The sequence below is a fragment of the Saccharothrix espanaensis DSM 44229 genome, assembly GCF_000328705.1.
Lineage (GTDB): Bacteria > Actinomycetota > Actinomycetes > Mycobacteriales > Pseudonocardiaceae > Actinosynnema > Actinosynnema espanaense.
In genome coordinates, this window is record NC_019673.1 from 6,880,077 (window position 1) to 6,895,740 (window position 15,664).

General features: G+C 73.0%; 11 protein-coding genes. 8 read left to right on the top strand and 3 right to left on the bottom strand.

Going from position 1 to position 15,664, the window contains the following annotated elements:
• The first annotated feature begins 74 nt into the window (after positions 1–74).
• The 6 genes from gabT (at position 75) to fxsT (ending at position 11,094) form a co-directional block, all read left to right on the top strand.
• Positions 75–1,355, top strand: coding sequence for a 4-aminobutyrate--2-oxoglutarate transaminase (gene gabT, locus BN6_RS29655; RefSeq protein WP_015103525.1), 1,281 nt, complete (start codon positions 75–77; stop codon positions 1,353–1,355).
• Positions 1,352–2,779: an aldehyde dehydrogenase family protein gene (locus BN6_RS29660; protein WP_015103526.1), complete on the top strand. Its 1,428-nt coding sequence runs from the start codon at positions 1,352–1,354 to the stop codon at positions 2,777–2,779. Before gabT ends, BN6_RS29660 begins: the two co-directional genes overlap by 4 nt.
• Positions 2,780–3,142: 363 nt before the next feature.
• A complete protein-coding gene (locus BN6_RS29665) occupies positions 3,143–4,147 on the top strand; it encodes an effector-associated domain 2-containing protein (RefSeq protein ID WP_015103527.1) in 1,005 nt (334 codons plus the stop codon).
• 97 nt (positions 4,148–4,244) lie between these two features.
• Positions 4,245–5,750, top strand: a complete 1,506-nt coding sequence (locus tag BN6_RS29670; RefSeq protein ID WP_015103528.1) for a VMAP-C domain-containing protein — start codon at positions 4,245–4,247, stop codon at positions 5,748–5,750.
• The gene (locus tag BN6_RS29675; RefSeq protein ID WP_015103529.1) at positions 5,747–6,754 is read left to right on the top strand and encodes an AAA family ATPase; all 1,008 of its coding nucleotides are present in this window, start codon (positions 5,747–5,749) and stop codon (positions 6,752–6,754) included. Before BN6_RS29670 ends, BN6_RS29675 begins: the two co-directional genes overlap by 4 nt.
• A complete protein-coding gene (fxsT, locus tag BN6_RS29680; RefSeq protein ID WP_015103530.1) occupies positions 6,751–11,094 on the top strand; it encodes an FxSxx-COOH system tetratricopeptide repeat protein in 4,344 nt (1,447 codons plus the stop codon). The genes BN6_RS29675 and fxsT overlap by 4 nt, the downstream gene beginning before the upstream one ends.
• 7 nt (positions 11,095–11,101) lie before the next feature.
• On the opposite strand, the gene BN6_RS29685 is transcribed toward fxsT, so the two are convergent.
• From BN6_RS29685 to BN6_RS29690, 3 genes are all read right to left on the bottom strand, one after another.
• The gene (locus BN6_RS29685; protein WP_041314509.1) at positions 11,102–12,685 is read right to left on the bottom strand and encodes an HEXXH motif domain-containing protein; all 1,584 of its coding nucleotides are present in this window, start codon (positions 12,683–12,685) and stop codon (positions 11,102–11,104) included.
• Between the two features lie 157 nt (positions 12,686–12,842).
• On the bottom strand, positions 12,843–13,043 hold the full coding sequence (locus BN6_RS47055; protein ID WP_158509461.1) for a hypothetical protein: 201 nt from the start codon (positions 13,041–13,043) through the stop codon (positions 12,843–12,845).
• Positions 13,044–13,116: 73 nt separating this feature from the next.
• Positions 13,117–14,148 (bottom strand): AI-2E family transporter, encoded by a 1,032-nt coding sequence (locus BN6_RS29690; RefSeq protein WP_051075790.1) that lies wholly within the window; start codon positions 14,146–14,148, stop codon positions 13,117–13,119.
• A 54-nt stretch (positions 14,149–14,202) separates the two neighbouring features.
• On the opposite strand from BN6_RS29690, the gene BN6_RS29695 reads away from it, so the two are divergent.
• Positions 14,203–14,811, top strand: a complete 609-nt coding sequence (locus BN6_RS29695) for a hypothetical protein (RefSeq protein ID WP_015103533.1) — start codon at positions 14,203–14,205, stop codon at positions 14,809–14,811.
• A gap of 54 nt (positions 14,812–14,865) precedes the next feature.
• Positions 14,866–15,663 (top strand): class I SAM-dependent methyltransferase, encoded by a 798-nt coding sequence (locus BN6_RS29700; RefSeq protein WP_015103534.1) that lies wholly within the window; start codon positions 14,866–14,868, stop codon positions 15,661–15,663.
• Position 15,664 lies beyond the last annotated feature (1 nt).

Consider the following 15,664-nt stretch of genomic DNA (forward strand, 5'->3'; position numbering starts at 1 on the left):
TTGTACAGCGTTCGAGCCCACGTTCGCCATTTCCTCCACTGGCCGGTTCGGCTCCGGGGACGGATGCTGGACCCGTGACCCGACTGCGCACCCAGATCCCCGGCCCCCGGTCGTTGGACCTCGCCGCCCGCCGCAAGGGCGCCGTCGCGGCCGGCGTCGGCTCGACCCTCCCGGTCTACGTCGAGCGCGCCGAGGACGGGCTGCTGGTCGACGTGGACGGCAACCGGCTGATCGACCTCGCGTCGGGCATCGCGGTCACCGGCGTCGGCAATCCCGCGCCGCGCGTGGCGGCGGCCGTGCACGAGCAGATCGACCGGTTCAGCCACACGTGCTTCATGGTCACGCCCTACGAGGGGTACGTGGAGGTGTGCGAGCGGCTCAACGCGCTGACGCCCGGCACGCACGAGAAGCGCTCGGTGCTGTTCAACTCCGGCGCGGAAGCCGTGGAGAACGCGGTGAAGATCGCCCGCCACGCCACCGGGCGCACGTCGGTCGTCGTGTTCGACCACGCCTACCACGGGCGCACGAACCTCACGATGGCGTTGACCGCCAAGAACATGCCGTACAAGCAGGGTTTCGGGCCGTTCGCCCCCGAGGTGTACCGCGCGCCGATGTCCTACCCGTACCGCGACGGGCTCACCGGCCCCGAAGCCGCCGCGCGGGCGATCGACGTGATCGAGAAGCAGGTCGGGGTCCCCGCCTGCGTGCTGATCGAGCCCATCCAGGGCGAGGGCGGGTTCATCGAGCCCGCGCCGGGGTTCCTGGCCGCGCTGGCGGACTGGTGCCGGGAGCGCGGCGCGCTGCTGGTCGCCGACGAGATCCAGACCGGGTTCTGCCGCACCGGCGCGTGGTTCGCCGCCGAGCACCAGGACGTGGTGCCCGACCTGGTCACCACCGCCAAGGGCATCGCCGGCGGGCTGCCGCTGGCCGCGGTGACCGGGCGCGCCGAGGTGATGGACGCCGTGCACAGCGGCGGGCTGGGCGGCACGTACGGGGGCAACCCGATCGCCTGCGCCGCCGCGCTCGGCGCGATCGACACCATGGCCGAACTCGACCTCAACGCCGCCGCCCGGCGGATCGAGGCCACCGTCCTCCCCCGGCTGCGCGCCGCCGTCGGCCGGCACGGCGACGTGCGCGGGCGCGGCGCGATGCTCGCGGTCGAGTTCGCCGACCGGACCCCCGAGGTCGCCGCGCGGGTGGCCGGCGCGTGCCACGCGGCCGGCGTGGTCGTCCTCACCTGCGGGACCCACGGGAACGTCATCCGCCTCCTGCCGCCGCTGGTGATCCCCGACGGGGTGCTGGACGAGGGCGTGGCGGTGCTGGAACAGGCAATTGTCGAAGGAGTCGGACGATGAACACCCCGTACTGGGTCGCCGGGCAGGCCACGTCGAGCGCGGACGTCGTGGAGGTGCGCAGCCCGTACGACGGCGCGCTCGCCGGGACGACGTCGAACGCGACGGCGCAGGACGTCGAACGGGCCGTGGCCGCCGCGGCCGACGTGGCCGAGGAGTTCGCCTCGCTGCCCGCGCACGCCCGCTCCGCCGCGCTGGACCACGTGTCCCGCCGGCTGGCCGAGCGCGCCGAGGAGGTCGCGGCGCTGATCACCGCGGAGTCCGGCAAGCCGCTCAAGTGGTCCCGGATGGAGGTGGCACGGGCGGTCTCGACGTTCCGCTGGGCCGCCGAGGAGGCCCGCCGGTTCTCCGGCGAGCTCCAGCGGCTGGACACCGACCCGGCCGCGACCGGCCGGCTGGCGCTGGTCCGCCGGTCGCCGCGTGGCGTGGTGCTGGGCATCGCGCCGTTCAACTTCCCGCTCAACCTGGTGGCGCACAAGGTCGCGCCGGCCATCGCGGTGGGCGCGCCGATCGTCCTCAAGCCCGCCCCGGCCACCCCGCTGGTGGCGCTGCTGCTGGGCTCGATCCTGGCCGAGACCGACCTGCCGGCGGGCTCCTGGTCGGTGATCCCGGTGCCCAACGAGGTCGCCGGCGAGCTGGTCGCCGACCCGCGCCTGCCGGTCGTGTCGTTCACCGGGTCCGGCCCGGTCGGCTATGGGATCCTCGACCGGGTGCCGCGCAAGCACGTCGTGCTGGAACTGGGCGGCAACGCCGCCGCCGTCGTCTGCCCGGACTGGGCGGACCTGGACTGGGCGGCGCAGCGGATCGCCACCTTCGCGATGTACCAGGGCGGGCAGTCGTGCATCTCGGTGCAGCGGGTGTACCTGCACGCCGACGTGTACGACGCGGTGGCCGAGGCGGTCGTGGCGCACGTGCGCAAGCTCGGCACCGGCGCGCCGCAGGACCCGTCGACCGACGTCGGCCCGCTGATCAACGAGGCCGCCGCGCAGCGGGTGGAGAGCTGGGTGGACGAGGCCGTGGCGGCGGGCGCGACCCTGCTCACCGGCGGCACCCGGGACGGGGCGGTCTACGCGCCGACCGTGCTGGCCGACGTGCCGGCCGACTGCAAGGTGGTCGACGAGGAGGTCTTCGGCCCGGTGGTCGTGCTGACCAGGGTGGCGTCGGTCGAGGAGGCGTTCGACAAGGTCAACGACTCCCGGTTCGGCCTTCAGGCGGGCCTGTTCACCACCGACGTGCGGCTGGCGTTCAAGGCGTCCAAGCGCCTGGCGGTCGGCGGTGTGATCGTCGGCGACGTCCCGAGCTTCCGCGCCGACCAGATGCCCTACGGCGGCGTGAAGGAGTCCGGCACCGGCCGCGAGGGCGTGCACGCCGCGATGACCGACCTGACCGAGGAACACGTCCTGGTCCTCACCGGCCTCGACCTGTAACCCCGCGGCAGCCCGAAACCCCCGTGCCCTCCACACCACCCGGTGTGGAGGGCACGCGCATCCACGGTGGAGGTCCTGGGCGGTACGCGGAGCGGGGCGGATCCACACCCGTGCCCGCCGGCGGCGACTGATCCGGGCGGGACGCCCCTACCACTTGCCCGGCTCGGCGTACCCGCAGGTCTGCGGGCTCCGGCGGGCGGTTCGGCGCCATCGCGGGGATTGCGGGCTCCGGGCGCTCCGGCCGACGCCCGACGCGGGCCGGCTTCGCCCTTTCGGGTTCTGCACCGACAGGGCCGGGGTGGTTACCGTGGCTGTTGCGCTCGCCGTTGCCCTGGAACACCCACCGGATCGGGGTGATCGCCCTTGTCAGTCGACAGCCCCCCGCTGCACCACACGATCCTCGCGATCGACATCGAGCGGTGGGGTGATCCGGCCCGCACCGACGGGCACCGCCGCATCATGCACAGCGGCCTGTTCGCCGCGGTGCGCCAGGCGTTCGCCGACATCTCGGTCGAGTGGGCGTCCTGCGTGTTCGAGAACACCGGTGACGGGATGCTCGTCCTCATCCCGGCCACGGTGTCCGGCGGGCACCTGATGGACCTGCTGCCCTCCCGCATCACCGCGGCCGTCCGGCGGCACAACGACGTCTCGGCGACCGAGGCGCGCATGCGGCTGCGGATAGCCCTGCACGAGGGGCCGGTGCGGGTGGTCCCGGACGGGCAGATCTCCACCGCGATCACCGTGGCGTGCCGGTTGCTCGAGTCGGCCGAACTCCGCGCGGCGCATCGGGTCTCGGGCGAGCCGGTGACGATCATGGTGTCGGACCTGTTCTACCGCAACGCGATCCACCACGACCCGGCGACCGAACCCGAGCGGTACCGCAGGGTCGCGGTCACGGTGAAGGAACTGACCGAGCACGCGTGGATCCGCTCGCCCGCCGCCACACCCCGCCCGCTCCGGTTGTCCGAAGCGACAGAGCCCTCCCCCGCGCAGCCCTCCCCCGCGCAGCCCTCCCCGCCGGAGCGCGCCCCGGCAGAGCCGACCCGGGCGGTGAACGGGGTGGTGCCGCCGCACCGGCCCGCCGACCGCCCGGACCCGCTCGACGAGCTGGTCGAGGCGCTGGAGGCGGTGCCGTCGATGCGCGACCACCACAGCCGGGAGACCGTGCTCGACCTGCTGCCGGCCGGGATCTCCGGCGACGTCCCGCGCAACAGCCGGACCAGGGCCTTCGTCGTCGGCCTGGTGCTCACCTGCCGGAAGTTCGAGGGCGGTTTCGACCACCTCCGGGTGGCGCTGGGCCGGGTGGAGGGCGACACCATCCCGATGCGACGGGTCCACCTGGCGATCGAGCCCTGGGTCGCACTCTGAAACGAACCGGGCGACCCACCGATTTGCTGAATGTGGAACTCGGCTGGGTGAAGATTTGTCAGACTGGCGAGGGATGAGGACGACAGGGGGCCGTCGGATGATCCGCACGAGTGACGACACGGTGGAAAGAGGTGTGGTTCTGCCGCTCGTCACGGCCTTGGTGAAGCTCCCCTCGCTGGCCGATCCGACAACCCGGTCTTCGGTGACCCGACTGCTCGCCGATGAATTGCGAGAGCCGCTCACGATAGCGAATCACCCGAATGCGGTGATCCACCTTTCCCACCTGGCCGAGTACTGCACCGAACGCCCCCGGCGCCTGGTCGCGCTCCTGCGGGTGCTGAGCCTGGTGGAGCCCGACACGAGGCCGATGAACGACCTCCGTCGGCACATTGGCATGATGCACACCCTCGACCTGTTCGAACCGGACGACCTGACAAGGCTGTTGAAGTTGCTCGGCGGAATCGTCGTACCCGACATCGCGGACATCTACCGCGCGGTCGCCGGCGACGCCGCTTCCGGACTGGGCCGGGCGACCACTTACCTCGAGGTCTTCTCGATCCTGGAGGACCTCAATTCACGGCCGGACGGCATACCTCGCCCGATCGTGTTCATCGAGCACGTCGCGGTGAAAGTGCGCAAAGACCTGGCCATCGAACTCCGGCTCTGGGTCGACGAGCAGGCGGCGAAGCGCGAGATCACCGCCGAGGTCGCCGCACTGCGGGAGAGCCTGCGGACCGACCCGCCGGACGACTCGCCCCCGGCCCCCGGCACGGTCGCCTACCTGCTGCTGGCGCTGCGCGGCGAGGGCCCGTCCGGCGACCTCTACCGGCTCACCCCGGCCCGGCACCTCGGCATCACCGCCGAGTGGTCGCCGCGGGTCGCCACCGACCGGGTGGGCCCGCTGGAGGCCATCCAGACCCACGTCGCCGACCTGGTCGAGCAGGCGGAGCGCGACTGGGCGTCGTTCGAACCGGACATCCGGATCGAGTTCATCCTGGACCGCGACAACATCAACCTGGCCGTCGACCAGTGGCCGGCCGAGAACGACGAGGCCGTCCCGGAGCCGATCGGCAGCCGCTACCAGGTCGTGGTGCGCAGCCTGGAGCGCAACTCCGACGACAAGTACCTGCGGGTGTGGCGCCGGCGGTGGCGCGCCCTGGCCGGGCAGGCCCGCACCTGCCGGCCGGTCGACCGCGACGGGTGCGTCCGGGCCCAGGACGCGACCCAGGACGGCGTGCGCGAGCTGCGGTCCATGCTCAGCCGCCGGCACGAGGTGGTCGCCCTGCTGCTCAGCGGGCCGCCCAAGGCCGACCCCGAGCCGCAGGACGAGATCACCTCGGCGGTGAAGGCCGGCGTCCCGCTGATCCTCTGGCACCGCAAGAGCAGCCCGGACAAGAGCTTCGTCCGCGCGGTGGACTACCTGCTGCACGACGAGGACGACGACCACCCCTTCCTCGAACGGGTGCGCCGGGCGCGCGCCACCGCGTTCGGCGAGCGCCACGTCGCGCACCCGTGCGGCGAGCTGTCGGTCCTCTACGACGACCCCATGCGCCGGGTCCTGCCCCACCGGGCCGCGCCGCCGGAGGAGGTGGCGGTCGGGTGAAGCGCTGGTGGCTGTACCACGGCACCGGCGGGATCGCCGCGAACCCGATCGCCGCGCTGCCCGAGCCCCCGCCGTGGCGGCGGTTCACCGGGACGGGCCAGGCCACCCGGCCTACCGACGACGGCGGCGAGGGCGCGCGCAAGGTCGGCCACGTGCCCGGCGTGCCGCGCACCCCGGCCCCGCACGAGGTCGAGATGGTCAACTCGTGCCTCTACCTGCGCCGCCCGCTGCTGGTCACCGGAGACCCCGGCACCGGCAAGTCGGCGCTGGCGTACCTGATCGCCCGCGAGCTGGGCCTCGGCCCGGTGCTCCGGTGGCCGATCACGAGCCGCACGATGCTCAACGACGGCCTGTACCTCTACGACGCGATCGCGCGCGTCCAGGCGTCCAACGCCCTGGGCGGCACGCCCGACATCGGCGACTACATCCACCTCGGCCCGCTGGGCACCGCCCTGCTCGCGGCCGACCTGCCCCGGGTGCTGCTGATCGACGAGCTCGACAAGGGCGACATCGACCTGCCCAACGACCTGCTCAACGTCTTCGAGGAGGGCGAGTACGAGATCCCGGAGCTGGTCCGGTTCGCCCGGACCCAGTCCGAGGTGACCGTGCTGACCTCGGACGTCGGCCACCACGCGACGGTGCGCGACGGGCGGGTGCGCTGCCGGGAGTTCCCCGTCGTGATCATCACCAGCAACGGCGAGCGCGAGTTCCCCTCGGCGTTCATGCGGCGCTGCCTGACGCTCAAGCTGGAGGCGCCCGACCGCGACCGGCTGGCCGCGATGGTCGCCTCGCACTTCGGCCACGACCACGACCTCGACGTGTACCAGTTCATCGACGAGTTCCAGCGGCGGGCGGCGGAGGCCGGTCCGCTGGCGGCCGACCAGTTGCTCAACGCCGTCAACATGGCCATCAGGTTGACCACATCGGGTACCTACGAGCCGGACAGTGAGTGGGCCGGCCTCGTCCTGAAGCTCTGGCACCCACTATCGGCGGAGCACGGATGACCCAACCGCGTGATAGCGCCGCGGTCGATGTCGTCCTGCTCCAACATTGGGAGGCGACCAAGGGCCGGGCAGCACGGTCGAGCACCTCGGACCTCAGCCTCCACGAGGTCCGGGACGCCGTCTGGCTGGCCACCAGGTTGGTCGAGACCGCCGACCGTGCAGCGCGTCCGGCTCCACCCGACCCCTCCGCCCCGGACGCGGTGGCGGACCCGGCACCCCAGGAACAGCCACCGCGTTCCGAGGAGGCTGCCACGGAACCCGACGACCCCGCCGACCCGGGAGTCCCGGAAACCCTCCCCGAGCCGCGCGCCCAGCGGGACTGGGCCCGCGGGCCGCTGTCGTTGCCGCCCGCCGACCCCGCGCCCGACCGCGCGGACGGCGCGCCGACGGCCGCCGCGGGCTGGCCGACCCTGCCCGGACTGCCCGACCGGCACGGCATCAGCCGCGCACTGCGGCCCTTGGCGCGCCACCGGTCCCCGTCGCCGTGGCGGGTCGTGGTGGACGAGGAGAAGACCGCGGTGCGGGCCGCGCAGGACTCGCTGTGGATCCCGGAGTGCCGCCCCGCGCCGTGGCACCGCTTCGAGGTGGCGCTCGTCGTGGACACGGTGGTGGCGCCGGACATCTGGGAGCCGACCGTCACCGAGTTCCGCTCGCTGCTCGATCACCAGGGAGCGTTCCGCAACATCCGCACCTACCGGCTCGACTCGGCCCACGCGGACCCCGACCGGCTGACGCTGCGCAGCGAGGGCGGCGCCCGGCACCACTGGCGGCACCTGGTCGAGCCGACCGGCAACCGGATCGTCCTGGTGCTGACCGACACCGTCGCCGAGGGCTGGCACACCGGAGCCGTCGGCCACGTGCTGCACGAGTACGGGATCCGCGCGCCGGTGGCCGTGGTCCAGACGCTCGCGCACCGGCTGTGGCAGCTCGGCGGGCTGCCCACGCGGCGGATGCGGTTGTCCGCGCCGCGCCCCGGCTGCCCGAACCGGGCGCTGCGGGTCGCGGGCAAGACCGACTCCGACGTCATCCCGGTGCCGGTGCTGGGCCTGGCCGAGGACTGGATGGCGGGCTGGGCGCGGCTGCTCACCTCGCCCGGCGCGGAGTGGGTGGAGACGACCGCGGCGCTGGTCGGTCCGCAGACCGAGATACCGCCCTCGGAACTGCCCGACGACGAGCCGGTCACCGCCGCCCAGCGGGTCCGCCGGTTCCGGTCCTACGCCTCGACCGACGCGGTGGAGCTGGCCGGGCTGCTGGCCGCCACCCCGCTCGCGCCCCGGCTGATGACGCTGGTCCAGCGGGTGCTGCTGCCGGGCGCGGACCTCTCGGTGCTCGCCGAGGTGATGCTCGGCGGCCTGCTGACCAAGCTGCCCGGCGACGGCCGCGACCCGAGCGCGGTCGCCTACGACTTCCACGACGACGTGCGCAGCGAGCTGCTGGCCATCGGCCGCCGCGGCAGCACGGCGCGGGTGGCGCGGGTCCTGGACGACTACGCGGGATCCGCGATCCCGGCCCTGCGCGCCTACCGCGCCGCGGTGGACGACCCGACGATCGACACCCCCGAGGCCACGCCCGACTCCACGCCGTTCCTGCTGGTCCAGGAGGCAGTGCTGCGCGCCCTCTCCGGCCCTTACCTGCCCAGGTCGAAACGCCTCCGCGAGGCACTGGGGTTAGCGACCCCGGTCGTCCCGGGCGGAAGTCGACCAGCAGGAAGTTCGGCGAATCGGGAGAACAACGACTTGACCACAACCGAGCCGCGGTCACCAGTCGACGAGACTGCGCAGCCGTCCGGAGGAGAAGAGACAATGACCGCTCCCGGCATCACCACCGACCCGGTGCCCGAGCGCCGCCCGGCCGCGCTCCAGCCCCAGATCTGGGGACAGATCCCGTTGCGCAACCCGATCTTCGTCGGGCGGGAACAACTGCTGGAGGACCTCCGGACGCGGTTGAGCGAGTCGGGCACCACGGCGGTGCTGCCGGAAGCGCTGCACGGGCTCGGCGGCGTCGGCAAGTCGCAGACGGTGGTCGAGTACCTGTACCGGCACTCCGCCGAGTACGACGTGGTCTGGTGGATCCCGGCCGAGCACCCGGCGCAGATCCGCAACAGCTTCGTCGAACTGGCGAAGAAGCTGGGCGTGGCCGGGTCGGGCACCGCCGAGGCGGCGGTGCCCGCCGTGCGCGAGGCGTTGCGCAAGGGCGTGCCGCACCAGCGCTGGGTCCTGGTGTTCGACAACGCCGACCGGCCGCAGGACGTGCGCCAGTTCTTCCCGGCCGGGGCCGGTCACATCATCGTGACCTCCCGCAACTCCGCGTGGGAGGGGTTCGCCCGCCCGGTCGAGGTCGACCTGTTCACCCGCCACGAGAGCATCGAGCTGCTGCGCCGGCGCGGCGGCGGGATCGAGGACACCGAGGCCGACGCGCTGGCCGAGGCGCTGGGCGACCTGCCGCTGGCGGTCGAGCAGGCCGCGGCCTGGCGCGCGCAGACCGGGATGCAGGTGGCCGAGTACCTCGACCTGCTGGAGCAGAACCGCACCGAACTGCTGGAGGCGGATCCGCAGGCGACCGACCAGCTGCCGGTCGCGGCGGCGTGGAACGTGCCGCTCAACAAACTGGCCACCGAACAGCCCGCGGCCCTCCAGCTGCTCCAGGTGTGCGCGTTCTTCGGGCCCGAACCGATCTCCCAGAAGCTGTTCCGGGGGGCCCGCGACGTACCGGTCCCCGAAGCGCTCGCCCAGGCGTTCGGCGATCCCATCAAGATCAGTCGCGCGGTCAAGGAGATCACCCGCTACAGCCTCGCCAAGATCGACCACCGCAACAACGCGCTCCAGTTGCACCGGTTGGTGCAGACGGTGCTGAAGAACAAGTTGAGCCCGTCCGAGCAAGACGAGATGAGGCACGCAGTGCACGTGCTGCTGGTCAACGGCGACCCCGGAGACCCGGACGCCGCCGCCAACTGGCCCCGCTACGCCGAACTGCTCCCGCACGCCCTCGTGTCGCGCGCGGTGGAGAGCAAGGACAAGTGGGTCCGGGTGCTGGTCATCAACCTGGTCCGCTACCTGCTCCGGATCGGTGACTTCGGTGCCGCCCGCGACCTCGCGGGCCAGGCCAAGGAGTGCTGGACCGAGGCCCTGGGCGAGCGCGACCGGGACACCCTGGAGATCAGCCGGCGGTACGCGATCGCCCTGCGCCGGCTCGGTTTCGTGAGCGAGGCCCGCACCCTCAACGAGCGGACCCGGGAACTGGTCCGCGAGGTCGTCGGCGAGGAGGACGAGCAGTACCTCGGGATGCTGGACACCGTGGCGGCCGACTACCGCAGCGAAGGCCGCTTCGCCGAGGAGCTCCGGCTCCAGCAGGAGGTCTACGAGCGGGCGGGCGCCATCCTCGGCGCGGACGACCCGGGGACGTTGAACTACGGCTTCAACCTGGCGGGCTGCTACCGCATCATGGGCCAGTACGAGCAGGCCCGTGAGCTGGACCAGGCCATCATGCGGCGGCGCGGTGCCGTGCTGGGCGCGAACCACCTCCAGACGTTCGGCTCCCGCAACGCCTACTGCATGGACCTGCGCGAGTGCGGGCAGTACCTGGAGGCGGCCAGGCAGCAGGAGGACAGCCTCAACTACCTGCTGGAGGTGGCGGGCCCGGACAACCCGCAGTCGATCGGCGCGACCCGCAACCTGTCGGTGGCGCTGCGCAAGGCGGGCTTCCACGACCGGGCCAACGAGTACTCCGGCGACTGCCTCGCGCGCTACCGCCGCCGGCACGGGGACGACCACGCGGACACCATCACCGCGGAGATGAACGTCTCCACCGACCTGCGGCACCTGGGCGAGCTGGAGGAGGCGCTGAAGCTGGCGCGGGGCAGCCACGAGCGGTTCCAGGCGCTGATGACCCCGGGCCACCTGTTCACCCTGGTCGCCGCGCTCAACCTGGCCGTGATCCTGCGCCTGCACGGTGAACCGGACGAGGCGCTGGCGCTCGACCGGCAGACCCACGCGGCGCTGCTCGACCTGTTCGGCGGGGACCACCCGACGACGCTGATCGCGGCGACGAACCTGGCCAGCGACCTGGCGGCGAAGGGCGAGCACGCCGAGGCGCGGTCGCTGGACGTGGCGACCAAGGCGCGGTCGGAGCGGGTGCTGGGTCCCGACCACCCGTCGACGCTGGCGGTGGCGCTCAACCTGGCGCTCGACCTGGCGGCGCTGGGCGAGGACGACGAAGCCGCCCTGCTGCACAGCAAGACCGTCCAGAGCCTGCGCACCGTGCTCGGCGACAACCACCCGGCCGTGGTGGCGGCCACCCAGCACGTCCGGGCGAACTGCGACAGCGACACCATGCAGTTGTGAGCACCGGTCAGCCGGCGGCCTGGTCGAACCAGGCCGCCAGGTCCGCCGGGTCGGGTGCCGCGCCCGACCTCGTCGCGACCCGGTGGTGCACCGCCCGGACCAGCTCCGGGCGCAGCCGCAGGGCGGCCGACCGCAGGGCGACGCCGAGCCCGACCCACGCGGCCGCGTCGCCGGGCGTGACGCGCAGGCGCGCGAGGTAGCCGGCGGTCGCGGCGGCGCGGTCGCCGAGCACCAGCGCGACGTCGGGGCCGTGCCGGTCGGCGACCTTCCCGGCCCGGTAGGGGTCCAGCACGCGCAGCCTGAGCAACGCCTCCAGCGCGGACGTGCCCGTGCCGGAGGACGGCTCGACGTGGGACTCCGGCACCGGCGCGGGCCGTCCGCCCCGGGACCACGCGTCGGCCAGGGCGACGACCGCCGCCCGGTCCGGGCGGGCGTGGCGCAGCCGCCACGTGGCGCGGTGGGTGTCGGTGATCATCGCGACCGACTCCGCGAGCCCGTCGGGCAGGTCGGTCGGCGCGGCCGCGGCGAGCCGGACGGAGGCCGCGGCGGCGAACTCGCGGCCGAGGTCGGTCAGCTCGGTCAGACCGCGCAGCGTGCGGACGGCCTCCCCCACCTGGTGGGCGCGCAGTGCGTAGCTGAAGTGCGCGTGGGCCTCGGGCTCGTCCGACGACAGGTGACGGCGCTGCACGTTCCAGTACTCGACGACCGTGACGAAGGCGTAGACGCCGTGCAGCAGGCCCGCGACGGGCCGGGGGTCGTCGCGCCACGGCGCGTAGAACCGCTCCTGCCCACTGCCGTCGTGGAGGTCCACCAGGTCCATCAGCGCGTTGACCTTGGAGTGCTGCAACTCGTGCACGAGGGCCTCGCCGAACTGCGTGGCCGACCGCTTGGGCGACATCGCGACCGCGCCGAACGCCGCGGTGGACGACGCGGCGAACACGTTGCGGTCGGCGTCCAGCGGGACGATCGTGGACAGGCAGGCAGCCAGCTCCTCCGCCCAGCCGGGGTGCGCGTGGGTCAGCAGGTCCCACGCCTCGTCCATCAGCTTGCGCCACTCGGCGCACTCGGCCTCGCCCAGCGGGCGGGGCGGTACCGGTGCGCCGAACTCGCGGTACGGGTCGAGGTCGTCGAAGATCAGTTCGACGGCCTGCCCGCGCACCGAACTCCGGTGCCGCTTCACGGGTTCGAACGTCGCGGGGACCGTCGCGCCCAGCGCGGCGAGGGTGACGCCCGGGGCGTCGTGCCGCAGCACCACGTGGCCGACCGGGAAACCGGTCGCCGGCCGGTACACCCCGACCGACGGCAGGGTGACCGCGCCGTGCACGACGGGCACCGGGATCTCGCACCGCAGCCCGACGCGGACGGCCGCCGCGGCGGCCAGCGCGTGGAAACCGCCGACCTCGGCGGGCATCGGCGTCGCGTCGGGGGCGCTGCCCAGCGCGTGGCGCAGCACGCGGGTGAGCCACACGCCCACCGACGGCAGCATCAGCAAGTCCTCGACCATGTCGGGCGCGATTCGCTCGGCTTCCGCGAGCAACGTCCACGCCCGGTCGACATCGGCGAACGGTCCGAGCCCCGCCGGTGATTCCACCGCCCCCGCGAATGTCCGCAAGCGCAGTCTGCGAAGGCTGTGCTGACTTTCCCGCAATAGTGCGATTCCGCTTCTCGACACCGGTCCGGAACAGATCTGGTCGAAGACGGAACGCGGCAGGCCGTGCGTCGTCAGCCGTCCCCGGCCCGCTTCCTCATCAGTCACGCTGTACCTGGACCGCCACCCCGTGCGCACCGGCCCGGACCAGGCACTCCGTCCGCCGGACCGCCTGCTGGAAGGACGGTTCGCGGAGATCTCGGAGTTCCGACAACGGTATCCCGGTGAGCTTGAGCACCCGCGACGGCAGTTCCGCCGGAGAAAGTGCTGCCACGCCGACCGCCTCCCCACGTTCGTCCACCTCACCGCATGATGCCCGAACGACTCCGGTCGCGTCTGCACCCAGCCGGATATTCCCCCGGCGGCCGACAGGTCTATTCCGGTCGCACTCGCGCGGTGAGGAAGGCGTCGGCCCAGCGGGCTTTCGGATCGACGTCGACCAGCAGCAGCTTCACCAGCAGGGTGAGCGGGATCGCCAGCACCGCGCCGAGCGGACCGATCAGCCACGCCCAGAACAGCAGCGCCAGGAACGTGACGGTGGCCGACAGGCCCACCGAGTCGCCGACGAACCGGGGCTGGATCAGGGTCTGCACCACGAAGTTCAGCACGCTGTAGATCACGACCACCCACACCGCGGTCTGCCAGCCGCCCTCCAGCAGCGCCAGCACGACCGGCGGCAGCAGACCGAGCACGAATCCCACGTTGGGGATGTAGTTGGTGATGAACGCCAGCAGCGCCCACAGGATCGGCAGCGGGATGCCGATGATCGCCAGGGCGACGCCGTCGAGCACCGCGACGATCAGCCCGAAGACCGTCGACACCACCAGGTAGCTGCGGGTGCCGGCGGCGAACTTCGCCAGCGCCGCCGCGACCTCCGGCCGGTCGGCGGCGATCACCGCCATCCGCGCGCCGGTGCTGCCCGCGTCGACGCTGAGGAACAGCAGCAGGCACAACAGGAACACGATGTTCGAGGCGAGGCCGCCCACGCTGCTCAGCACGGTGCCGAGGATGCCCGCCACCTTGCCCACGTCGAGGCTGTCGGCGACCTTGCGCAACTCCTGCGCGCCCACGCCGAACCGGGACAGCTCGCTCGCCGCCGCGTCGGCCAGGTCCCGCGCCCGGTCGGCGTACTGGGGCACCTCGGTCGCCAACTGGGCCACCGACACGACGAGCACGACGACCAGCGACAGCAGGATGGCGTAGACGCCGATCACCAGCGCGGTCGCGGCCACCCAGTTCGGCAGTCCCCGGCGGCGCAGCCGGCCGTGCACCGGGCTGACCGCGATGACCAGCGTGAGCGCCAGGAACACCGGGCCGACCAGCCACGACACCGCCATGATCCCGGCACCCGCGATCACCGCGGCGGCCGTGCCCAGCAGCACGACGAGTCCTCGGGGGAGGTCCATCCCCGGAGGGTAAGGCCGACACCGCGACCCGGCCCGCCGGTAGCGTTGCCGATCATGCGCGTCACGTCGCCCGCGGGCGGGCCGCTGCCGGGACTGCCGTCCGGGCGGCCGGTGCTGGTGCTGGTCGGCGGCGCGGACGGGATGGCGGCCGGCGAACTCGCCCGGCTGTGCGACGTGTTCGCCGACCTGGTGCCGGTGCTGGACGCGCTGGGCGCCGCGGTGGTGGACGGCGGCACCGACAGCGGCGCCATGCGGGCCATCGGCCGGGCGCGGGCGCGGCGGCACGGCCGGTTCCCGCTGATCGGCGTCGTGGCCGAGGGCGTGCCGGCGGTGGTCGAGCCCCACCACACGGCGATCGTGCGGGTGCCGGGCGAGCGCTGGGGCGACGAGTCGCCGTGGCTGGCCTCGATCGCGACCGAGGTCGCCGGGGGCCGGCCGACGGTCACCGTCCTGGTCAACGGCGGCGACATCACCTTCCAGGACGCGACGGCGAGCCTGGCCCTGGGGCGGCCGCTGGTGGTGGTGCGCGGCACCGGCCGGGCCGCCGACGCGATCGCCGGGGCGAGCGGCCCCGGGGCGGCGCTGATCGCCGACTCGCCGCTGACCACGGTCGTGGCACCGGCCGGCCTGGCCGCGCACGTCGACCGGGTGCTGCGCGGCTGATCACGGCCCGGTGGCCGGGGGAGTTCGTGGCACGCCCGTCGATCACTCGGCACTATGGGAGCCATGCCTGCCGATCACCAGGGCCCTGCCGGAGCCACCGACGTCGCCCCCAGAAGCACCACCGCGGCGAACGTCGCCGCAGCGAACGCCGCCGTGAAGAACGACTACGACAGCTTCGCCGAGGGGTACACGGCCGAGAACGAGACCAACCTGATCAACGCCCACTACACCCGGCCCGCGGTCCTCGACCTGGCCGGTGACGTGACCGGTCGGCGGGTCCTCGACGCCGGCTGCGGAGCCGGTGCCACCGCCGCGGCGCTGCGCGACCGGGGTGCCGTCGTGGCCGGCTTCGACCGCAGCACCAAGATGGTGGAACTGGCCCGGCGGCGGCTCGGCGACGACGTGGACCTGCGGGTCGCCGACATCGCCGCCCCGCTGCCGTACCCCGACGCCGCGTTCGACGACGTCGTCGCGTCGCTGGTGCTGCACTACCTGGAAGACTGGTCCGCGCCGCTGGCCGAGCTGCGGCGCGTGCTCAAGCCCGGCGGCCGGCTGATCGTGGTCGTCAACCACCCCGTCATGCTGAAGATGCAGCACCCCGAAGCCGACTACTTCGCGATCAGCAAGTGGTCCGCCGAGGACACCTTCGGCGGCCAGCAGGCCGTGCTCACGTTCTGGCACCGCCCGCTGCACGCGATGACCGACGCGTTCACCGCCGCCGGCTTCCGCACGTCGGTCATCAGCGAGCCGCACCCGTCACCGGATGCCCGCGAACTCTTCCCCGAGGAGCTCGCGAAGTTCCCCTCCGGGGCCTTCATGTGCTTCCTGTTCTTCGTCCTGGAAGCCGTCTGAC

What these genes read in the sequence shown, in the direction of transcription:
- BN6_RS29695 (WP_015103533.1), top strand. Translation starts at nt 14,203, where the DNA reads ATGCGCGTCACGTCGCCCGCGGGCGGGCCGCTGCCGGGACTGCCGTCC.
- BN6_RS29660 (WP_015103526.1), top strand. Translation starts at nt 1,352, where the DNA reads ATGAACACCCCGTACTGGGTCGCCGGGCAGGCCACGTCGAGCGCGGAC.
- fxsT (WP_015103530.1), top strand. Translation starts at nt 6,751, where the DNA reads ATGACCCAACCGCGTGATAGCGCCGCGGTCGATGTCGTCCTGCTCCAA.
- BN6_RS29690 (WP_051075790.1), bottom strand. Translation starts at nt 14,148, where the DNA reads ATGGACCTCCCCCGAGGACTCGTCGTGCTGCTGGGCACGGCCGCCGCG.
- BN6_RS29700 (WP_015103534.1), top strand. Translation starts at nt 14,866, where the DNA reads ATGGGAGCCATGCCTGCCGATCACCAGGGCCCTGCCGGAGCCACCGAC.
- BN6_RS29670 (WP_015103528.1), top strand. Translation starts at nt 4,245, where the DNA reads ATGATCCGCACGAGTGACGACACGGTGGAAAGAGGTGTGGTTCTGCCG.